We start from the raw sequence: 20,672 nt of genomic DNA on the forward strand, positions 1-20,672 counted from the left end.
CTTCAGTGCTTCATCTCGTCGGGCAGATCGAGCTCGTCTTCGGGCTCGTGCTCCTGTGGGAAGCTGACATAGAGCGGCCGTCCCTGGATCGCCTTGGCGGTCTGGATGGCGCATTCGAGCGTGCTCATCGCAAAGCTGACGCAGGCCGCGCCCAGAAAGATCCAGTAGGGTATCCCCAGTGTCGGGGTCGAATTGTCGAGATTGCCGCCGATGGCGACGAAGCTGGCGAGCGTGATCGCCGCGAAGGTCGCGGTGGCCGCGATCGCGCCGAAGATTTTCGCCGCACGCACGACGCCGCCCGGCAGCATCGAGACGATTTCCTCCATCCGGATATTGGCACCGGCCGAGATGACATAGGGCAGGGCCAGGAAGACCGCGCAGATCAGCATGAAGCGCGCCAGTTCCTCCACCCCGATGATCGGCGTGGCGAAAATCTCGCGCGACACCACCTGGATGAAGGGCAGCGACACCATGGCGATCAGCATTGCCAGGCTGCCCCAGCGGAACAGCCACCGCACCGGCTCGACGGCGCGGTCGATCGCGTAGGTCCGGCTGTCGACACTCGTCACGGAGAGAGGGCCATCGGGGGCGGTGGCGGAGCTTGGCAAGAGGGCATCTCTTTGCGGAATCGAGGAGCGGGCAGAGGCTTCGGCCGGACCGGGGCCAACGCAGGACAGCAAAAGCCGGGGCGTGGCGCCCCGGCTTTCGGCTTCACTTCATGGCGCTGATGCGCGCGATGATGGGGGCCCAGGTCGGGAAGTCGGTGTTGACCTGCGCGCTCACCGATTTGCGGAACTCCTCGACCTTGAGTCCGTCCTTCTCGGTGATGAAGGTCATGCCCTTCTTCTTGAGCTCGTCGATCAGCTTGACCTCGGCCTCGAGCCCGAGCTTGAGCGTCTCCTCGCCGACTTCGGCCGCGATGGCGGCCACGACGGCGCGGTCCTTCTCCGGGATCGATTGCCAGCTGCGCTCGTTGATGAAGACCGGCAGCACGTTCTGCATGTGCCCGGTCAGCATCACATGGCTCTGCACCTCGTAGAGCTTGTTGGCGTTGATCATGGTGAGCGGATTTTCCTGGCCGATCACCATGCCGGTCATCAGGGCGGTCGGCAGTTCGGCGACCTCGACCGGCGTCGGCACCGCGCCCATGCCCTTGATCATCGTCGTCCAGAGCTGCAGCGGGACGCCGCGGAAGCGCTTGTCCTTGAGATCGGCGGGGGAATAGACCGCCATCTTCGCCGTCATCTGCCGGGCTCCGCGATAGAGCCGGCCGACGATGCGGATATTGGCCTGCTTGACCAGCTTCTCCGACATCTCCTTCATGATCTCGGACTTGGCCGGGTCGGTGGCCATCATCGCATGCGTGCCGTCGCGATAGATGAAGGGCGCCGCGAAGGCCGCCATCTCCGGCATCAGCCGTGACAGCGATGCGAATTCGTGGTGGGCGAGCGAGATCGCGCCGCTGCGGACACCGTCGACCGTTTCCTGCGCGCCACCCAGCTGCGAGTTCGGGAAGACCTGAACCTTGACGCGACCTTCCGTGCGCGCCTGAACCCGCTTGGCGAACTCCTCGGCGTACCAGTACTGGATGTCGCCCTCCGAGCCGACATGGGCGTAGCGAAGCGTCACCTGGGCTGCCGCGGGGGCGGCGAAACCGGCCGCGAGCGCCAGCGCTGCGACCATGCTTTTGAGCGTCTGCCTCTTGTTGATCCTGGTCATCGGTTCCTCCTCGGTTTTTTATGATGAGCTTTGTTGTTTCGGCGGCTCACAGCCGGTAGATGCGCCGGGCATTGTCGTGAAACAGCCGGTCGCGGTCGCTTCCAGGCAAGCTCGCCGTCGCGGCGAGAAAGCCCGAGAAGATCGTATCGAAATCGCCGACGAGACTGTCGACCGGGAAGTTGCTGGCAAACATCGCCCGGTCCAGGCCGAATATGGCGAGCGCATCGCGGATGACCGGGCCATTGGTCGCGACCGTCCAGGGTCGGCCCGGCAGGCCGAGGCCGGAGATCTTGAGCGCGACATTGGGCTGCGCCGCCGCGCGTTCCAGGGCGTGTCGCCAGGCGGCCAGCGCTTCGGGCGAGCGATCGGCGGGCAAACCGGTGTGGTTGATGATGATCTGCGTCGCGGGGAAATCCTTCGCCAGATCGGCGGCCGCATCGAGATGCCACCAGGGCGTCTGCACATCGAAGGACAGGCCGTGACGCTCGAGCAGGGCATATCCCTGGCGCCAGGCCGGATCGTCCATGGAGCCGGTGGCGCCACGCTTCGCCTCGGTCGGCCCGGAGGCTGCCGCGGGCTTGTGCCGAATCCCCCTCACGATCGACACGGAGGCATGGGAGGCGAGCAGCGTGCCGGCATCGGGCGCCGCAAGATCGCACCAGGCGACGACGACCGAGGGCTGCCCCTCCGTCTTCGACACCGCCGCGACCCACCGGCTTTCGTCGGCCGCCTTGTCGCGGGCCCATTCCGCTTCGACATAGACCGATCCGACCACTGGCCAGCCGGCGATATCGGCCCGGTAATCCACCGGCATGTAGTCCCGGCAGATCGCGGAATAGTCTCCGTAGCGAAACGGAATGCGCTCGTGCTTCAGCCAGGGCAGATCGTTGGCGAGGTCCCAGACGTGATGATGCGCGTCGATGACGGCGCGGGGCCGAGTAGGCTGGTTCACCCTCGCCGTGCCGTTCATGATTTGCCTGCTGCGCGTTGGGCGGCGTCATGCTCGTAGAGCTTCACCACCGCCGCCGAATCCGTCATCTCGTGGCCGAGCGCGACATAGTCTTTGTAGCGCTGCACGCCCTGCTCGATGACCTTGAGATCGAGCCCGAGATCGCGCGAGAAGGCGGAGACCGCCTTGAGATCCTTGAGGAGCTGCCGGGCATAGCTCGAAGGAGGCTCGAAGGCGCGGGCTTGCATTTGCGGATAGAGCCGCTGCAGCAGGCTCGAATCCGCATGGCCGCCGGCCAGGCATTGCGGCAGACGCGCGGCATCGATCCCTGCGGCCTCGGCCAGCATCAGCGCCTCGGCCATCACGACATAGCCGGTGCCGACGATCGCCTGGTTGATGATCTTGGTGGTCTGACCGGCGCCGACCGGCCCCATCAGCGTGACGTTGCCGGCCATCTGGCCGAGGATCGGCTTGGCCTTCGCGAAATCGGCCTCCGACCCGCCCGCCATCACGGTCATGCTCCCGGTGCGCGCGAGCTGCGGGCCCCCAGACACCGGTGCGTCGATCCAGCCGGCGCCGGTCAGGCTCGCCAGCTTGGCAGCGACCTGGCGGGTGCCCTCGGGATCGGCGGTCGAGAAGTCGATGACCATGGTCGGGCCGCGCCCGGCGGCCGCGACGCCGTCCTCGGCCAGGATGCAGCGTTCGACCGCGGCCATGTGCAGGACGCAGAGCATGACGATGTCGCTCGCCGCCGCGACGTCGGCCGGGCTCGCAGCCGCGACCGCGCCATGGGGGACCACCGTGTCGAGCCGCTCCGGCTCGAGGTTCCAGACGGTGACGGGGTAACCGAGGTCCAGCAGCCGTCGCACCATGGCTTCGCCCATGATGCCGATGCCGATGAACCCGATGCGGGGCAGGGTGGTGGAGGCGCTCATGCGGGCGCCCTCCCGCTACGGCAATGCGCGCAGGTTGCATGCCAGGACTCTCGCCCGATGCTGGTCTCAGTCATCGATTTGGCTCCTTTTGGCCCGGCTGGTCTCGGGTCGACAATCTTGCATGCCAGATTTGAGATGTCAGCAGATTGCGGGGCCCGAGGGCTCGGTGGTTCATGTAAGAGGTCGGCTTCGGTCGGTGCGCCGTGACGCTCAGCGCCCGGTCCAGGTCGGCAGCGCCTTGGTCTTGGCCAGGAACTCCTGGACGCCGCGGCGGAAATCGTCGCTGCCGTAGACCCTGTCGATCAGCGCATCGACATCCGGGAGGGAGTCCAGCGTCATGCGCCGCAGCGTCTCCTTGGTGGTGCGGGTGGTCAGCGGCGCGTTCTCGGCGGCGCGACGACACAAGGCCGCGATCTCGGCGTCCATGGCCTCGCGCTCGACCACGCGCAGCAGGAACCCGCCGGCGAGCAGTTCCGGTGCCGTGACGATCTCGCCCAGCAGCACCATGCGCCGCGCCATCGCCACGCCGATCTCGCCGCCGATGCGCGCGAGGCTCAGCGCCGACAGACAGTTGCCCAAGGTCCGGCCGATCGGCGAGCCGAAGCGGGCATCGGGCGTGGCGATACGGAAGTCGCAGGCCGCTGCGATGTTCAGGCCACCGCCGACCGCCCAACCATCGACAGCGGCAATGGTCGTGACCGGAATGGCGTCCAGCGCCCGCATGCAATCGTCGATTTCGCGCTCATAGGCGACGCCGTCGGCGCCGCTCGTGAACGTGGCGAAGCCGGAAATGTCGGTGCCGGAGACGAAGGCCTTGCCGCCCGTGCCGCGGAACACAGCGACGCGGATGGCGGGATCGGCGGCAATGGCCAGCGCGCTATCGCGCAGGTCGAGCCACATCTGCTTGGTCAGCGCGTTGAAGGCCTGGGGATTGTCGAAGCGGATATGGGCGACGCCATCGGCCGTTTCGAAAACGATGCGCGGACCGGTCATTGCGCAGCCTCGGCCTTGCGAGCCTGCTTGATCAGCCCCTTGCGGAGCAACTCCTCGCGGATTTCGTCGCCATGCTGGTTCAGCAGAGGTGGGGGCAGGCGGATTTCCTGAGGCGTCCCGCTGAGCTTGACCGGGAAGCCCAGGGCCTTGAACTCGCCCTCGACCGGATGGGGGATGGTCTTGACCATCTCGCGCGCCACGGCCTGTTCGCTCTCCACGGCCTGCGCATAGTCGAGAATCGGCGCGGTCGGCACACCGGCCTCGATCAGCGCGTCGATCCACTCCTGCTGGGTGCGGCTGCGGAAGGTTGGCGCCATCGCCTCGATCAGCGCGATGCGGTTGATGATGCGGTTGGCGTTGGTCGCGAAGCGCTCTTCCAGTTGCAGTTCCTCGCGCCCGATTGCCTTGATCAGCTTGAGCCACAGCCCCTGATTGGCGGCGCCGATGACGAACCAGCCATCCGAGGCCTCGACGGCCTGGTAGGGCGCCGACATGCGGTTGGCCGATCCGATCGGGATCGGCGAGCGGCCCGTGCCCCAGAGTTCGGTCGTCTCCCAGACCGACAGAGCGAGCGCCGCCTCGAACAGCGAGGCGTCGATGAACTGGCCGACATTCGAGGTCTGGCGGCCGATGATCGCGCTCAGGATCGCATAGGCGCTGAACAGCCCTGCACCCAGGTCGGCGACGGGGATGGAGTTCTTCGCCGGCTCCATGCCCGGAAATCCGTTGGAGCTGAGCACGCCTGAGACGGCCTGCGCCATCAGGTCGAAACCGGGGCGCTGCGACCAGGGGCCGGTCTGGCCGAAGCCGGAGATGCTGGCATAGACCAGCCGCGGATTGATGGCGCGCAGGGTCTCGTAATCCATGCCCAGACGCGCGGCCACGCCGGGGCGGGCATTCTCGACGAGGACGTCGGCGGTCTGCACCAGCCCGTAGAGAACCTCGCGGTCCTCCTCCTGCTTGAGGTTGAGCGTGATGCTGCGCTTGTTGCGGTTCAGCGCCAGGAAGCCCGGGCTGTCGGCGCCCTTCAGTCGGAACCCCATCGACAGACGGGTTGAGTCGCCGGTGCCGGGCGGTTCGATCTTGATGACGTCGGCGCCCATATCGGCCAGCAGCATGCAGCAGAAGGGCCCCGCCATCACCTGCGAGATATCGAGCACGCGAATGCCCGCGAGCGGCAGTGCCATCGGATCAACTCCTCCCAATATCCGCGCCCTGCCTGAGCAGGAACCGCCGTCCGCATTTTCGCGGTCTTATTGAAGCGGCGTCTTTCGACGCTCAGTAGCTGTATGCGACATACTGTATATCCTATAGGATTAAGGGTGGCTGTCTCCCGTGTCAATGCGGCGCGACGAGGGTGCGGCGGGGCCGGGCAGCGTTTCGTCGTGACGATCGAGCGCGGTCGCCATGCGCTGGCGCGACGCTTCGAGATGGGTGCGCATCGCCGATTCAGCCGCGTCGGGGTCGCGCGCCAGCAGGGCGCTCACGATGGCGGCATGCTCCTGAAGCGCCTGTTCGGGGGCATTGGTGCGAAACAGGAAGCGGAAGATGTGCAGATGGACGTGCAGCCCCTCGATCGTCTGCGCGATGAAGCGGTTGCCGCTGGCGCTGGCGATGAGGTGGTGCAGCCGCGCATCGCCTTCGGCGAACTGCGCATAGTCGGTCTCGTCGCCCCCAGCGACCCGCGCCATCTGCTCGGACAACACCGTCAGCGCGTCGAAAATCTGCTGGTTGCTGCGCCGCGCCGCGAGCGCGGCCGCCTGCGGCTCGATCAGCAATCGCATCTCGAAGAGATCGTCGATCTCGGGCCGGGTCAAAAGCTCGGCGGCCCGAAACCCGACATTGGGAATCTTGTAGGCGAGTTTCTGGGCTTCGAGCAGCGTCAGCGCCTCGCGGATCGGCGTCGGCGATATCTGCAGATCGCGCGAAAGCGCTTCGATCCCGATATGGGCGCCGGGCGCGATCTTCATCGTCACGAGCATCGACAACAGTTGCTCATAAGCGAGTTCGACCAGCGATTTGGGATAGGCAAGCGGTTGCTCTCTCAGTGTGACGAGGCGGGAGAAAGCGGGCGACGCGGGTGTCTTGGCGACCATCGATGCGAACCTGAGGGCAAGATGCTATAGGATATTGGCTTTCCCTTCGCGCTCCAACCCCGTTCACGATGCGACCGGGCCGGTCGCATCGTCGTCTCGGCCGCATCCGGGACGCGGCGCCAGCGCGCCGTATCCCGGGAGGCCTCACCAGCTCACGGCGATGTATTTGGTCTCGGTGAATTCGAGCAGGCCGTGATGGGCGCCCTCGCGCCCGAGCCCGCTCTGCTTCATGCCGCCGAAGGGGGCGGCCGGATCCGAAACCAGGCCGCGATTGAGCGCGACCATGCCGTAGTCGAGCCGCTCGGCGATCGCCAGCCCCGCCTTGAGGTCGCCGGTGTAGACATAGGCCGACAGCCCGTATTCGGTGTCGTTGGCCATGCGAATGGCATCCTCGACATCGTCGAAGGGCGTCACGGCGGCAACGGGGCCGAAGATCTCCTCGCGCTGGATCGCGGCATCGCGCGACAGATCGGCGATCACCGAGGGCGGATAGAACAGTCCCGGTCCCGGCCCGGCGACGCCGCCCAGCCGGAGCGTGGCTCCCTTGCCGAGCGCATCGGCGACCAGCGCCTCGATCTTGTCGATCGCGGCACGGTTGATCATCGCGCCGCATTGGGTCGCGGCATCGGTGCCGGGCCCGACCGTCAAGGCACCCATCCGCGCAACCAGTTTCTCGACGAAGGTCTCGTAAATGCCGCGCTGGACGTAGAAGCGGTTGGCCGCCGTGCAGGCCTCGCCGGCATTGCGCATCTTGGCGATCATCGCGCCGTCCAGAGCCGCCTCGAGATCGGCATCGTCGAGAACGAGGAAGGGCGCGTTGCCGCCCAGTTCCATCGAGCAGCTGATGATGCTGTCGGCGGCCTCGCGCAGCAGGATGCGGCCGACCTCCGTCGAGCCGGTGAAGGACAGCTTGCGCACCCGCTTGTCATGAAGGATCGCGCGGCAGAGGCCGGCCGGCTCCGAGGTGTTGACGATGTTGACGACGCCCGCCGGCACTCCGGCACGCCGCAGGATCTCGCCGACGGCCAGCGCCGTGAGCGGCGTTTCCTCGGCGGGCTTGAGGATGCAGGTGCAGCCAGCGGCCAGGGCGGGCGCGAGTTTGCGCGTCGCCATCGCCGCCGGAAAACTCCAGGGCGTGATCAGCAGCGCGATGCCGATCGGCTGGTATTGGACCAGGATGCGGTTGCCGCCGGCCGGCGCCATCGCGATCTCGCCATTGATGCGCACGGCCTCTTCCGCATACCAGCGGAAGAACTCTGCCGCGTAGAGCACTTCGGAGCGGGCATCGGCCAGCGCCTTGCCGTTCTCTAGCGAGATCAGCCGGGCGAGCCAGTCGGCCTGATCGACCATCGACTGGTAGCAGCGCTGCAGGATGACCGAGCGCTGCCGCGGCGGCGTTGCGGCCCAGCCGGCGGCCGCTGCTTGCGCGGCATCGACAGCCGCGATCCCGTCGGCAACCGTCGCATCGGCCACCGATGTCAGAACCGTGCCGCTCGAGGGATCGCGGACCTCGATGCGGCCCGTACCGCTGCCGGACGACCAGCCGGCGCCAATCAGATGGTCGGTCGGGATCGGGAAGCCGCCTTCTCCCGCGAACCCCGCTACGACGTAGTGGCGGCCGGCGCCGGCTGTGGTTTCAGTCTTGGCGTGCATGGTGATGGGTCCTGTCGCGTCAGGCGTTCAGCAGGGCCACGCGATCGCCGGTGAAGGCGGCGCGGGTGATGGCGAGCATTCCCGGGAGATCCAGTGGGCGCGGATTGTTCTTGACCAGGCGCTCGGCCTTGAGCGCGCCGGTCGCGATCTCTTCGTCATGGCCGGGCCCGAGCCCGAATTCCGCCAGCGTCTTGGGGACACCGACCGAGGCAAACAGCTCCGCGACCGCATCGACGAAGAGCTGCGAGCGCTCGGCCGCGCCCATCCCCGCCTCGCCGAGCCCTATGACATCGGCGAGGTCCGCGAGATCCGCGGCGCAGGCGCGGCGATTAAACTGCATGACGTAAGGCAGAAGCGCGCCGACGCCGTCGCCATGGGCGGTGTGGGTGAGATTGCCGACCGGATATTGCAGGGCATGCGCAGCGGCCGTGCCCGCCGTCCCGAAGGCGCAACCGGCCGCGAGAGAGGCCAGCATCAGCCCCTCGCGTGCTTCGGCATCCGAGCCGTCCCGGCAGGCCCGCGCCAGGAAGCGGAAGACATTGGTGACGGCGAGCCGGGCGAAATGGTCCGAGAGCAGGTTCTTGCCGACGAAGACCTGCTGTTCGGTCAGCAGCGGGTCGGCCGGGCGCGGCCTGCTGGTGAACGCCTCGACGGCATGGGCCAGCGCATCCGCGCCCGAACAGGCGGTGAGGCGCGGCGGGCAGGTCATGGTCAGCGCGGGGTCGCAGATCGCGAGGCGCGGAATGATGTGGGGGCTGGCAACGCCGATCTTCAGGCCGCGCCCGCTGTCCATGACGACCGCAACCGGCGTCACCTCGGAGCCGGTGCCGGCGGTGGTCGGCACCGCGACGAGCGGCAGAACCGCGCCGGGCACGGCGAATTCTCCGTAGTACCGGCTGACCGGTCCGCCATGGGCGAGCACGACGGCGACGAGCTTGGCGAGATCGATGCAGCTGCCCCCGCCGATCCCGATCACCAGCTCCGGGGAAAAGCGCGCGGCCTCCCTCGCACAGTCTTCGATGCATTCGATCGGCAGGTCGGGAATCGCGCGATCATAGACATGGACCTCGACACCGGCGGCGCGCAGATCCTGCAGTGCTTCAGCGAATTCGGGCTGCGCCGACAGGCGGGAGTCGGTGCAGACGAGTGCGCGGCGACCGAGGCGGGCGGCTGCCGCGCCCAGCGCGCGGCGCTTGCCCCGGCCGAAGAGGATCGTATCGGGCAGTCGCAAGGCTCCGAACATGACACCAACCTTCTTCCGCCGAGCAGATGACAAGACCGGCATCCATGCGCCGCGCCTATGCTATATCCTATAGGATCTAGGATGTATGGCAAGAGCGCTTCGACGCCGGCCCGCGCCCCCGCGAGGCGGGCTCCCGGTGGCCGAACGCGAAATGCGCGGCAGACCGCAATCCGCCTCAGTCAGACCTGTTCTTGTATGCAAGATTGACGTAAGACGCGTCCGACAGGGAGGCGTCCGTAAATTTCCATCACCACTATGCGCGCATCGCGCGTCCGATCGAGACCTGCGTGGTCGGCAGCGGCAGCTTCGGCCGCTCATTCCTGACCCAGGCGGCCCGAATTCCGCTCGTCAATGGGCGCATCGCCGTCGACAGGACCGCCGAGGCCGCGGGCGAAGCCTTCGCCGCCGTCGGCGTTGCCCGTCGCGACATCGCGCTCTGCGCCACGGCTACCGAGGCCCGCACGGCCTGGGATGCGGGTCGTCGCGTGGCGGCCGCCGCGCTGTCGACCGTGGTCGACCTGCCCTTCGACATCCTGATCGAAGCCACCGGCGCGCCGGTCGCCGCGGCGCGTCACGCGCTGTTGGCGATCGAGGCCGGCCGCCATGTCGCGCTCGTCTCCAAGGAGGCCGATTCGGTCGTTGGGCCGGGGCTGGCGCGTCTGGCGGGGGAGAAGGGCGTGGTCGTCACCCCCGTCGACGGCGACCAGCCGAGCCTGCTGATCGGCCTCGTGACCTGGGCCGAACTGCTTGGATTCGAGGTCATCGGCGCCGGCAAATCGAGCGAATACGACTTCGTCTTCGATCCGGCGTCGGGCGACGTCACCTGCAACGGCGTGACCCGGCCGCTGCCGGCGCTCGTGGCGCAGTGGGCGCTCGGCGGCCCTGAAGCGGTCGCGCGCTCCGCCGCCCGCGCCGCCATATTGGGAACGGCCTTTCCGCTGCGCACCGTGCCCGATCTCTGCGAGATGACGGTCGTCGCCAATGCCACCGGGCTTGGTGCGGACACCGCCCGCTTCCATGCACCGCCCGCGCGCATCCCAGAGCTTGCCGACCTCTTCTGCGAGCGCGCGCAGGGCGGGCTGCTCGACGGGACGCGACGCGTCGACGTCTTCCATCATCTGCGCCTCAGCGACGAGGCGAGCTTTGCCGGTGGGGTCTTCGTCACGGTGCGCTGTGAGGACCCGGCCAGCTGGGCTCTGCTCGCCGAGAAGGGGCATGTCGTGGCATCCGGCGGGCACACCGCGGCGCTTTACCTGCCGCGCCATCTGCTCGGTCTGGAGGCAGCGACCTCCCTGCTCGATGCCGCTGGTCTGGGCGTGTCCGGCTACGGCACGGATTACCGCCCGCGGCAGGATCTCGTCGCAGTGGCGGAGGCCGATCTGGCGGCCGGCACCGTACTGAGCATGGGTGGCCACCATCACAGCATCGCCGATGTCGGCGGCGCGATGGTACCGGCCGGCCCGCTTCGTGAGGACGCTCCCGCGCCGTTCTATCTCGTGGCCGATGCGACACTGGTGCGGCCGGTCCGCGCCGGCGAGGCGATCAGGCTCGGCGATGTGGCCGTGGACCAAGCCTCGCCGCTGCTGGCGGCCCGCATCAGGCAGGATAAGATGTTCTTCGGCGATGCGCCGCCGCGTTGATGGCGCGAGGTCGCCACGGGGGAACGCCTGCTGAGGGTGCGGCGAAGTCCTTAAGCGAGGCTGCCGAGGCCTGTCGCCTCATTCAGCCACTGCACGAGGGGCTGGCGCCTGCACGACATGATCGTCGGGGGGCGGGCTGGCGCCGGGGACGGCGGAACCGAGAGGATGCCTCCGAGCCAGCCATGCTCGGATCGAGGCGATGGCTGGCAAACCTCGGGGGCGGCCGAACGCTGGGCGTCAGATCGTCAGGCCTTCGATCGCGTAGAATCGCGCAGGCGCGCCGTCGGCATTGGGGATCAGAAGCGGAGCTGCCGAAAACAGGTTGCGCGGCGCCGTCAGGCGGCTGGTGTTGACGACGTATTCGATCAGCGTAACGCCGTTCGAGAGCATCACGTCATGGGTAACATGCTCAGTCTTGGGCACCTCCTTACCGTCGAGAAGAAGCCTGATCGGGTAATCCTGCGGAAAGTCGAAGGCGACTGCGCTGGGCTTGCGCGCGGCCAGCCATTCGGCCGCGGCGCGGCTGAGCCAGGGCGCCTGCGTCCAGAAGCTGCGGTCGTTGTAATCGCGGCGGTCGGACCAGTGAGCCGCCAGCAGCAGGATCTCTCCCTCGGCACCGCCGGGATCGGCGGCGGCCAGGTGGTCGGGTTCGATGGCGGCGTCGGCCGGCCGGTCGCTGAGGTCGAGCACGCGGCAGGGGCCGACCACGGCCGACAGCGGCGTGGCCTCGATCGTCGGCGCGCCGGCGACGAAATGCGCAGCCGCGTCGACATGCGAGAAGCCGTGACAGGTCGCCGACAGGCGCGAGACCCGGAACTGGTCGCCCTGCGCGACATCGCCCTTGATCGCCAATTCGACCGGCCAGCGGAAATGTTGCCCGATGGGCATCGAAAGGTCGATAATCTTCATGGCTGGGTTTCCCGTGATGCGTGGGCTTGCGGCCGTCACTTGAAGGGGCCGGAAATTGCATGCAAGCACTAACGGCAGTCAAGCAGCCGGCCGGAGTTCGACCAAGACCGGCAGGCCCACACCAGAATGTCCTTCCCCGATGATGATCGCCCCGACATGACGCTCTCCCAGACCCCGACGCCGCTGGCCACGCTGATCGCCCGCACTCAGGCCCTCGACGGCGGTCGTAAGAAGGGCGCGCTGCATGGCGGCGTCGTCACCCAGCTGCGCAATCTCATCGTCACCGGCGTGCTGGCGCCCGGCGCCAAGCTCAACGAGCGGGAGATCTGCGAACAGCTCGCAGTGTCGCGCACGCCGGTGCGGGAGGCCATCAAGACGCTGATCCAGGACGGGTTGTTGCGCGCGCTGCCGAACCAGTCGGCCGTGGTCGCCGAGCTCGATCTCGACCACGTCACGGCGCTGATCGACGTGGTGACCACGATCGAGGGGCTCGCCGGTGAACTCGCGGCGCGCAACATCAGCGAGGAGGCGATCGCCGAGATCGGATTGCTGCATTACCGCATGCGGCTGCATCACGCCCGCGACGAGTTGCCGGGCTATTTCGAGGCCAACACCGCATTTCACCGCAAGATCGTCGAGATCGCAGCCAATCCCGTGCTGCTCTGGGTGTGGGACCTGCTGGCGCTGCGGGTCGATCGCGCGCGCTACTCCTCCAACCTCTGGCCGACGCGCTGGAAGACGGCGATCGAGGAGCACCAGGGCATCCTCGACGCTCTGTCGGCGCGCGACTCCGCCAAGGCCGGCGAGGCGCTGCGCCAGCATGTGCGCAATGGTCTCTCCGGGCTGGTGGCGGCGCTCTCGGGCGAGCAGAAGGACCCGCCACAAAACCGCCCGGACGATAAACCCATTGGTTGACGCCGCCTGATCTTGCATGCAAGTTTGCTCGAGGCTTCGCAGAAGGCCGGCGGAGGTGGTCCATTGTCAGGCTGCCTCACGCACCAGAATGGCCGCGCGCCGCGCGGTCGGGAGCGAAGCAAACAGCCATGATCGCCAGCAACGTCACGCGGCGTGCGGTTCTCGGTGCGGGCACGGCCCTCGCCGTCGGCGCACCATTCATCCGGCCAGCCCATGCGGCGGTCGAGCTCAAGCTCACCCACCCGGCCGATCAGAGCCATCCGGTCCATATCGAGGCCGATGCCATGGTCAAGCGCATCGCCGAGCGCACCAAGGGCGAGGTCAAGATCACGATCTTCCCCAATAATGCGCTCGGTTCGCCGGTCGAGGCGGCGCAGCAGACGAGGCTGGGGGCCATCGACATGATGCTGCTCAACCCGGCCAATATCGAGGCGCTGTCGAAGATGATCGGCGTCATCAACATCCCCTACCAGTTCGATTCCTACGAGCATGCCCATCGCACGCTCGACGTCACCGGACGCGATTTAATCGCCGAGCAACTGAAGGCTGCCGGTTTCACCTGGATCGCCAATTTCGAATGGGGTTTTCGCGCCCTGACCAACAGCCGCCGGCCGGTCAACGGCCCGCAGGACGTGCAGGGGCTGAAACTGCGCGTGCCACCCGAACTCGCCATCAAGGCCGCCTTCGAGGCGCTGGGCGCGAGCACGCAGACGATTGCCTTCCAGGAGGTCTATCTGGCGCTGGCCAACAACCTCGTCGATGGCCAGGATAATCCCGTCGGGACGACCTTCGCGGCGAAGTTCTTCGAGGTCCAGAAGCACATCGCACTGACCCGGCACATCTACGCCTCGATCATGTTCTGCGCCAATCCGCGCAGCTGGTCGAACAAGCTCAACGAGGCGCAGCGCAAGATCGTCAGCGAGGAGGCGGCCACCGCCGGTGCGGCGGCGCGCAAGGGCGTGCGCGACAATGAGTAGCGCAATCTCGCCGAGATGCAGAAATCCGGCGTGGCCGTGACGCGGCCCGATGTCGCGCCGTTCCGCGACAAGATGGAGCCGGCCTATGTGCAGCTGCGCAAGGCGCTGGGCGACGAGACCTGGAACAGCCGGGCCAAGCTCGTTGCCGCAGGCCGCGCAGCCTGACCTGCGCAGAAACGCCCGCCACCGCCGACCGGGCGGCGGCGGGAGCTGTTGCGAGAGCGTCCGTCCGCGGCGAGCCGCCGACGCTTGTGCCCTATGCTCGAGGATCGTAGCCGGCATGCTGGTTTCCGCCGTCCTGATCGGCGTCTGCGTCGTCATCATGCTGGGCGTTCCGATCGCGGTGGCTCTCGGGCTCGTGGCGATCGGCACCATGGTCGCCACGGTGGGTCCCGATCTGCTGGTGATCTTCATCCAGCGCACCTATGCCGGGACGACATCGTTCCCGCTGCTGGCGATCCCCTTCTTCGTGCTCGCCGGCAACCTGATGAATGTCGGCGGCACGACCGAGCGCATCTTCCAGGTCGCCCAGCTCTGCATGGGCCGCGTTCGCGGCGGGCTGGCGCATGTCAACGTCATCGGCAGCGTGATCTTCGCGGGCATGTCGGGGTCTGCGGTGGCGGATGCCGCCGGCATGGGAGTGAACGAGCATCGGGCCATGACCAAGGCCGGCTACACCAGCCGCTTCGCCGCGACGATCACAGCCGTGTCGTCAACGATCGGCCCGATCATCCCGCCCAGCATCCCCTTCGTGATCTATGGCAGCCTGGCCAATGTCTCGGTCGGCGCGCTGTTTCTCGCCGGCATCGTGCCGGGCCTGCTGATGGCGGCCTCTCTGATGGCGGTGATCGCGCTGGTGGCAAAGCGTATGGACCTGCCGCGCGGCGAGGGGCTGCCACCGCTGACGGTGGTCCGAGGGGTTCTCCTGCGGGCCCTGCCGGCGCTGCTCCTGCCGCCGACGATCCTGATCGTCATCCTGACCGGCATCGCGACGCCGACCGAAGCCGCCGTGGTGGCGGCCGGCTACGCCTTCGTGCTCGGCCGCTTCGTCTATCGCGAGCTCGCCTGGTCGGACACGCTGGCGGTGATCTGGGACAGCGCACGGCAGACCGCGCAGGTCATGTTCATCATCGCGCTCGCCGCGCCCTTCGGCTGGGTCCTGGTCCAGCAGCAGATCCCCAATGCGGTGCTGGCCTCGCTGCTGACGCTGTCCTCCGAGCCCTGGGTCATCCTGCTCGTCATCAATCTCGCGCTGCTGCTGTTTGGGATGTTCATCGAGGGCATCGCCATCATGATCATCGCCTATCCGGTGCTGCTGCCGGTGATCACGCAGATCGGCGTCGATCCCGTGCATTTCGGCGTGATCTTGGTGCTCAACATCATGATCGGGCTGGTGACGCCGCCGGTCGGGTTGTGCCTGTATGTCATGGCCGGCATCGCCAGGATCTCGATCGCCGAGATCACGCGCGAGATCTGGCCCTATGTGCTGGCTCTGATGGGCGTGCTGCTGCTCATCACCTTCGTGCCCGCGATCTCGCTGTGGCTGCCGCAGGCACTGGGCTACGGAGTGGCGCGATGATGCGGGTTCTGACAGGCCTCGACCGGCTCATCGCAGGCACGTGCAAAGTTGCCGCAATCGCCTGCCTGCTCGGGCTGTTCGTGCTGCTCGCGCTCGCGATCGTGCTGCGGCTGCTGCCGCTCTTCACGATCCCCGGCTATGACGAACTGGTCGAGCTCTTGTTCATCTGGCTGGTGATGCTGACCTCGCTGGCGCTGTGGCGCGAGGGCGTCCTCTACCGCGTCATGCTGTTCGAGGACCTGATGCCGGCCGCTGCCAAATGGTTGGTCGAGATCGCCATCAATCTGGCGATGCTCGGCTTCGCGCTGGTGCTGGTGGTTTACGGCCTGGATTTCACCCGGATGTCGGGCGAGACGACGCCGTTCCTGCGCCTGGACAAGGCCTGGTTCTACGGCGCGATTCCGGCCTGTGCCGCCCTGATGGCGGTCTACAGCCTCGTCTGGCTCTGGCGCGTCGCCACTGGCCGGGGCGCGCTGGAATCGAGCGCGACGCTCGCCGGCTGATCTCAACATCTGGAAAGGTTCACGACCATGGCCCGTCTCAGCGGCAAGACCGCGATCATCACCGGGGCAGCGGGGGGCATCGGCGCCGCCACGGCCCAGCTCTTCGCGCAGGAGGGCGCGCGCCTCGCCCTCGTCGACATCGATGAAGCCGTGCTCGCCGAGGTCGAGGCCATGGTGAAAGACACCGTGCCAGGCGCGCAGGTGGTCGCGATTGCAGCCGATGTCGGCCAGGAGCGTGCGGCGGCCGAGATCGTCGCGCGCACGCTCGAGGCCTTCGGCGGCATCGACGTGCTGGTCAACAATGCCGGCATCCGCTCCTACGAGCCGCTCGACGCGGCCAAGGCCGAGACCTGGCAGAAGATCCTTTCGGTCAACCTGCTGAGCTATGCCTATCTGGCGCGTGAAGCGCTGCCTGCGCTGCGCCGTTCCGGCAAGGGCGCCATCGTCAACATTTCCTCGACCCACGCCTTCAATCCGCGCGGCGGGATGGGGCAGTACGACGTCGCCAAGGCCGGCATCATCTCGATGACCAAGACGCTCGCCTTCGAGGAGGTGGGGCACGGAGTCCGCGTCAACGCGGTCTGCCCCGGCCTGACGCTGACGCCCTTTCATGTCCGTCGCTTCGCGCCCCAGGGCAAGAGCGAGCAGGATCTGCGGACCGAGAAGGTCGATCACAACATCATGCGGCGCTGGGCCGATCCGCGCGAGGTCGCCTGGCCGATCCTGTGGCTGGCCTGCGACGAGGCGTCCTTCTGCACTGCTTCGGTGATCATGGCCGATGGCGGCACGCGTGTGTGAGCAGCCTTGAGGTCATACCGTTCGGGAAACGCCGCCCTTCGCGCAAGGCTGCCGAGACCGGACGGTTACTGCGTATGCATCCGCGTCGGGATTGATGATCCAGCCATCGGCGTGCCGATTTTCCCGAATGCTGGATCGACACGCGCTTCATCTGCGCCGGCGATGGCGGCTGCCGGCGTTGTTTTGACCAGTAGAGGCCTGAGTGAAGGGGTCGATCGGCGTCAAAAGATGAAATAGAGCAGAATGATAATCGGAATGGGAATCCCGATTAGCCACAATAAAATGCCACCCATAACTACATCTCCTTTGTTGACAGGGCTGATGACCGTCAACGCAACAAGCTCTGACGAGTTCCCGTCGGCGCGGTGGTTTGACAGCCTGCCTCAGCGAGCGTCGGTCATCGCCAGGACAGGGCTTCACGAACCGACGGATGCCGTCATGCGCTCCGTCATGTGTCCGACGCGCAGTGGGACAAAAGCCAAGCAGGAACAGCGGCCGACCTGCGCCGGGCGATGGTGAAGGGGGCAAGCTGCGTCCGTGGGGCGACAATTGACCGAGGTCGCTGGTTCAGCGCGATCGGAACTGGCTGTCGGGTTCGCCTCAAGGCATTCGACCGCGTCGGCGACCGACAGGGCATTCCGGCCAACGTCGTCGCGCCACCGATTCGTGGCTCTTCGAGATCGTTGCACAGGCGATGACGCTGACGGATTGACACACCACGGGGCCGTCGGCGCCAGCGTGAGGCCGCCCTTCCGGCTGGAGAACCACGTCGCTTTCATGCAGCGGCTCTGATGGAAGATGGGCGCGCCCGTGCCGGATGAATGCCAGAACTACTCCCTGCCGGGCGGGTCGACTGTCGGCTGCGCCGCCTTGCCCTGGCCCGATCGCGGCGATGTCGCCTGCGCACCCATTCCGGGATGGTCGAACTCCTTGTGAAACTTGTCGCTGACGGTCGCTGCAGTGCGGAATCGCGCGATCGAGAAAGGCTCCAAGGCTGCCGGCTTCGCGCCGTCGACGATCATGTCGCTGAGATACAGGCCGACGCCGGGGCCGATCTGGAAGCCGTGGCCGCAGAAGCCGAAGGCGTGGAAGAGGCCTGGCGTGGTTTCGCTCCTCCCGATCACCGGGATCATGTCGGGCAGATAGCCCTCGATGCCGGACCAGACGCGGATGACATGCGCATGGGCCAATGCCGGCACGAGTCCTGCGAGCGCCCGCATGGCAGCCAGCGTCTTGGCCGGGGGCACCGGCGCGCGGTTTGCCACCGCATCGGCCGCCGTGCGCGGATAGCCGGCGAGGATGACGTTCCCGCGTTCGGTCTGGCGGGCGATGACGGAGCCGTCGATCGTCTGAAGCGAGGGCGCCATCAGGAAGGGCAGTGGCTCCGTGACGAATTGCGGCGGGCCTGCCGCGAAGACCGGTGCCGTCTCCCCGAAGCACTCCGCCATCTCCACCGCCCAGGCGCCGGCCGCATTGACCAGGGCGCCGCAGCCCAGTTCGGCTCCGTCGGCCGTCGTCACGACAAATCCCGCGCCGTGGCGGGCGACCGCCGTCACCCGGGCGTTCTCGCGGATCTCGACGCCGAGCCGCCGCGCGGCGCGCGCGACAGCCGGTGTCGCGAGGCGGGGATTGGCCGTGGCGTCGCGGGCGGAGAAGGTGGCCGCGACCGCCCGTCCGCCCAGCCAGGGAAAGCGCTTGCGGAGGTCGGGCTGGGCAAGCCGCTCGATCATGAGGCCATGCTGTTCCGACACCTGGGCATAGGCTTCGAGCCGCGCCTGCTCCTCGGCGTCGAAAGCACAATAGAGATGGCCCGTGCGCGCGAATTCGCAGCCTTCGCCGATCAGCGGCTCGAAATCCTCCCACAGGTCATGGGAGCGCAGCGCGAGCGGGTACTGGCCGGGAAAGCGGCCCTGCAGCCGCAGATTGCCGAAATTCGTGCCGCTGGACTGCGCCCCGACGACATCCTTCTCCAGCAGCACCACGCGCTGGCCGCGCCGCGCCAGGAAAAAAGCGGTCCAGGTGCCGATCAGGCCCCCGCCGATGATCGCCACATCGGCGCTCGCGCTGCTCATGGCGCGGCCTCGCCGGCGGCGGAGAGGGCGATCGGCTTCACGGGGGCCTGGCCGCGCAGGCGTCCGGCTGCGGCGCCATCCCGTGCGGAGGCCGCGCCGACGATCTCCTGCAGTGCCGGTCCGCAGACGCGCCCCTGGCAGCGACCCATGCCGCATCGCGTCATCGCCTTGACGCGGTTGACCTCGACGGGGCCGAGCGCCTGCGCCATCGCCGCGCGGACGGCGCCGATCGTCACCGATTCGCAGCGGCACAGCACGGTTTCGTCGGCTTGAGCGCGGATCTGTGCGACCGGCCAGGCGAAGGCGCGCGACAGGCCGCGCTGGAACCGGCGCAGCCGCGCCACCCGGCGCATCAGCGGGATCGCGGCCGCGTCGGCGGGCGCGCCGAGATCGGAGAGGATGGCGTGGGCAGCCAGAGCGCCGCTGGCCTCGGCCGCGTCCGCACCACCGATCGTCGCCCCGTCGCCGGCGAGATAGAGGCCGGGGCGCGCCCGCCCGCAATCGTCAGTCCTCGGCAGGAACAGACGGAAATCGGGGTCGTAGATGAAGGAGGCTCCCGCCAGATCGGCGAGCTGGGTCTCGGGCTTGAGACCGTAGCCGAGCGCCACCGCGTCGCAGGCGAAACGGCGCTCGCGTCCCGCCGCATCGCGCAGCCGCAGGGACTGGACATGGCCGTCCCCCTGGATGCCGAGTGGCGTTACGCCGTGCAGCAGCGGCGTGCCTGCGCGCAGCGTGTCGGCCATGTAGCCGAGGCCGCGCAGCAGGGTGCGCGTGGAGGCGAGAAGCCCTGGCAGCGCACGCGCCTTGGCGGCGAGCCCCGTCGTGTCGGCGACGACCGCGACCTCGCCGCCCATCTGCCGGTATTGCCGTGCGGCGAGCAGCAGAAGGGGCGACGAGCCGAGGAAGGCGACGCGCCGGCCGATCAGGCAGCCCTGGTCCTTCAGCGCGACCTGGGCGCCGCCGAGGGTGAAGACGCCCGGCAGCGTCCAGCCCGGCATCGGGGCAATGCGATCCATCGCGCCCGTCGCCAGCAACAGGATCGCGGCCTCGACCGTCTCGGCGCGCCCCTCGCGCATCAGGTGGAGCGTGTCGCCCTCGACCGCCCAGACCAGCGTGCGCGGCCGATAGTCGATACGCCCGGCCAAGGCGGAGAAGCGGCGGTGGAGTGCATCGTAGCGTCCCGCTTCGCTGCCCATCAGGTGGTTCATGTCGAGCGCGAGATCGGGTGCCGGCTGGCGATAGCCCTGGCCGCCGGCACGCTCGGCCTCGTCGATCAGGACGGGCCGGTATCCGTGGGCGCACAGCACCTCGGCGGCGGCGATGCCCGCCGGCCCGGCGCCGACGATGACGATGCTGCTCATGGGCTGGAGGCCGGCGGCTGCGCGAACAGCGTCATGCCTTCGGCGACCAGAGTCGTGCAGGCCCGCAGCCGGCCGCCGTGGTCGCTCCAGACCCAGCAATCCTGGCAGGCGCCCATCAGGCAGAAGCCTGCGCGAGGCTCGCCGCCGAATTCGTGGCGGCGGACCAGCAGGCCACGGGTGAGCAAGGCCGCGAGGATGCTGTCGCCGCTCGTCGCCTCGATCGCCGAGCCCTCGAAATTCAGCGTGACCCTCGCCCCGCCGCGCTCCGCAACCCGCTTGAACTGGATGCCGGTCACCATCGCCGCCCCATCATGAAATATCGCAATGCGA

The 20,672-nt window shown here is 67.7% G+C and carries 20 protein-coding genes; 7 read left to right on the top strand and 13 right to left on the bottom strand.

The window, feature by feature from the left end:
* Window positions 1–2: 2 nt before the first annotated feature.
* From SJY11_RS05895 to SJY11_RS05935, 9 genes are all read right to left on the bottom strand, one after another.
* Window positions 3–569 (bottom strand): TRAP transporter small permease, encoded by a 567-nt coding sequence (locus SJY11_RS05895; protein ID WP_376985586.1) that lies wholly within the window; start codon window positions 567–569, stop codon window positions 3–5.
* A 142-nt stretch (window positions 570–711) separates the two neighbouring features.
* Window positions 712–1,719, bottom strand: coding sequence for a TRAP transporter substrate-binding protein (locus SJY11_RS05900; protein WP_376985588.1), 1,008 nt, complete (start codon window positions 1,717–1,719; stop codon window positions 712–714).
* A gap of 46 nt (window positions 1,720–1,765) precedes the next feature.
* Window positions 1,766–2,689 carry an amidohydrolase family protein gene (locus tag SJY11_RS05905; RefSeq protein WP_376985590.1) on the bottom strand — a complete coding sequence of 308 codons (924 nt, stop codon included), beginning with the start codon at window positions 2,687–2,689 and terminating at the stop codon, window positions 1,766–1,768.
* The gene (locus SJY11_RS05910) at window positions 2,686–3,603 is read right to left on the bottom strand and encodes an NAD(P)-dependent oxidoreductase (RefSeq protein WP_376985592.1); all 918 of its coding nucleotides are present in this window, start codon (window positions 3,601–3,603) and stop codon (window positions 2,686–2,688) included. The genes SJY11_RS05905 and SJY11_RS05910 overlap by 4 nt, the downstream gene beginning before the upstream one ends.
* A 210-nt stretch (window positions 3,604–3,813) precedes the next feature.
* Window positions 3,814–4,596 carry an enoyl-CoA hydratase gene (locus SJY11_RS05915; protein WP_376985594.1) on the bottom strand — a complete coding sequence of 261 codons (783 nt, stop codon included), beginning with the start codon at window positions 4,594–4,596 and terminating at the stop codon, window positions 3,814–3,816.
* Window positions 4,593–5,783, bottom strand: coding sequence for a CaiB/BaiF CoA transferase family protein (locus SJY11_RS05920; RefSeq protein ID WP_376985595.1), 1,191 nt, complete (start codon window positions 5,781–5,783; stop codon window positions 4,593–4,595). Before SJY11_RS05920 ends, SJY11_RS05915 begins: the two co-directional genes overlap by 4 nt.
* 129 nt (window positions 5,784–5,912) lie before the next feature.
* Complete coding sequence (locus tag SJY11_RS05925) at window positions 5,913–6,692, bottom strand: GntR family transcriptional regulator (RefSeq protein ID WP_376985597.1); 780 nt, start codon at window positions 6,690–6,692, stop codon at window positions 5,913–5,915.
* 144 nt (window positions 6,693–6,836) lie between these two features.
* Window positions 6,837–8,345 (bottom strand): NAD-dependent succinate-semialdehyde dehydrogenase, encoded by a 1,509-nt coding sequence (locus SJY11_RS05930; RefSeq protein ID WP_376985599.1) that lies wholly within the window; start codon window positions 8,343–8,345, stop codon window positions 6,837–6,839.
* Between the two features lie 19 nt (window positions 8,346–8,364).
* Window positions 8,365–9,588, bottom strand: coding sequence for an iron-containing alcohol dehydrogenase (locus SJY11_RS05935; RefSeq protein ID WP_376985601.1), 1,224 nt, complete (start codon window positions 9,586–9,588; stop codon window positions 8,365–8,367).
* A 287-nt stretch (window positions 9,589–9,875) separates the two neighbouring features.
* Between SJY11_RS05935 and SJY11_RS05940 the strand changes: the two genes are divergently transcribed.
* Window positions 9,876–11,228, top strand: a complete 1,353-nt coding sequence (locus tag SJY11_RS05940) for a flagellar biosynthesis protein FlgA (protein ID WP_376985603.1) — start codon at window positions 9,876–9,878, stop codon at window positions 11,226–11,228.
* Window positions 11,229–11,465: 237 nt separating this feature from the next.
* On the opposite strand, the gene SJY11_RS05945 is transcribed toward SJY11_RS05940, so the two are convergent.
* A complete protein-coding gene (locus SJY11_RS05945; protein ID WP_376985605.1) occupies window positions 11,466–12,137 on the bottom strand; it encodes a cyclase family protein in 672 nt (223 codons plus the stop codon).
* A 156-nt stretch (window positions 12,138–12,293) separates the two neighbouring features.
* Here SJY11_RS05945 and SJY11_RS05950 point away from each other — a divergent pair, with 156 nt between their 5' ends.
* The 6 genes from SJY11_RS05950 to SJY11_RS05975 all read left to right on the top strand — a co-directional run bounded on the left by SJY11_RS05950 (window position 12,294) and on the right by SJY11_RS05975 (window position 16,909).
* Window positions 12,294–13,052 carry a GntR family transcriptional regulator gene (locus tag SJY11_RS05950; RefSeq protein WP_326910769.1) on the top strand — a complete coding sequence of 253 codons (759 nt, stop codon included), beginning with the start codon at window positions 12,294–12,296 and terminating at the stop codon, window positions 13,050–13,052.
* 128 nt (window positions 13,053–13,180) lie between these two features.
* Window positions 13,181–14,029, top strand: a complete 849-nt coding sequence (locus SJY11_RS05955; protein WP_376985607.1) for a TRAP transporter substrate-binding protein — start codon at window positions 13,181–13,183, stop codon at window positions 14,027–14,029.
* 15 nt (window positions 14,030–14,044) lie between these two features.
* Window positions 14,045–14,194, top strand: coding sequence for a hypothetical protein (locus tag SJY11_RS05960; protein WP_376985609.1), 150 nt, complete (start codon window positions 14,045–14,047; stop codon window positions 14,192–14,194).
* Window positions 14,195–14,309: 115 nt separating this feature from the next.
* Entirely contained in the window at window positions 14,310–15,608 is a 1,299-nt protein-coding gene (locus SJY11_RS05965) for a TRAP transporter large permease (RefSeq protein ID WP_376985610.1), read from the top strand.
* Window positions 15,605–16,111 (top strand): TRAP transporter small permease, encoded by a 507-nt coding sequence (locus SJY11_RS05970; protein ID WP_376985612.1) that lies wholly within the window; start codon window positions 15,605–15,607, stop codon window positions 16,109–16,111. Before SJY11_RS05965 ends, SJY11_RS05970 begins: the two co-directional genes overlap by 4 nt.
* 27 nt (window positions 16,112–16,138) lie before the next feature.
* The gene (locus SJY11_RS05975; protein ID WP_376985614.1) at window positions 16,139–16,909 is read left to right on the top strand and encodes an SDR family NAD(P)-dependent oxidoreductase; all 771 of its coding nucleotides are present in this window, start codon (window positions 16,139–16,141) and stop codon (window positions 16,907–16,909) included.
* A gap of 830 nt (window positions 16,910–17,739) precedes the next feature.
* Here the strand turns inward: SJY11_RS05975 and SJY11_RS05980 are convergent.
* From SJY11_RS05980 to SJY11_RS05990, 3 genes are read right to left on the bottom strand one after another with little or no spacing between them, the layout of a single operon-like run.
* Window positions 17,740–18,981 carry an NAD(P)/FAD-dependent oxidoreductase gene (locus SJY11_RS05980; RefSeq protein ID WP_376985616.1) on the bottom strand — a complete coding sequence of 414 codons (1,242 nt, stop codon included), beginning with the start codon at window positions 18,979–18,981 and terminating at the stop codon, window positions 17,740–17,742.
* Complete coding sequence (locus SJY11_RS05985) at window positions 18,978–20,342, bottom strand: FAD/NAD(P)-dependent oxidoreductase (protein WP_376985617.1); 1,365 nt, start codon at window positions 20,340–20,342, stop codon at window positions 18,978–18,980. The genes SJY11_RS05980 and SJY11_RS05985 overlap by 4 nt, the downstream gene beginning before the upstream one ends.
* Window positions 20,339–20,641: a (2Fe-2S)-binding protein gene (locus SJY11_RS05990; RefSeq protein WP_376985619.1), complete on the bottom strand. Its 303-nt coding sequence runs from the start codon at window positions 20,639–20,641 to the stop codon at window positions 20,339–20,341. The genes SJY11_RS05985 and SJY11_RS05990 overlap by 4 nt, the downstream gene beginning before the upstream one ends.
* Between the last annotated feature and the right edge of the window lie 31 nt (window positions 20,642–20,672).

The sequence above is a fragment of the Allobosea sp. R86505 genome (assembly GCF_042466375.1).
GTDB lineage: Bacteria > Pseudomonadota > Alphaproteobacteria > Rhizobiales > Beijerinckiaceae > Allobosea.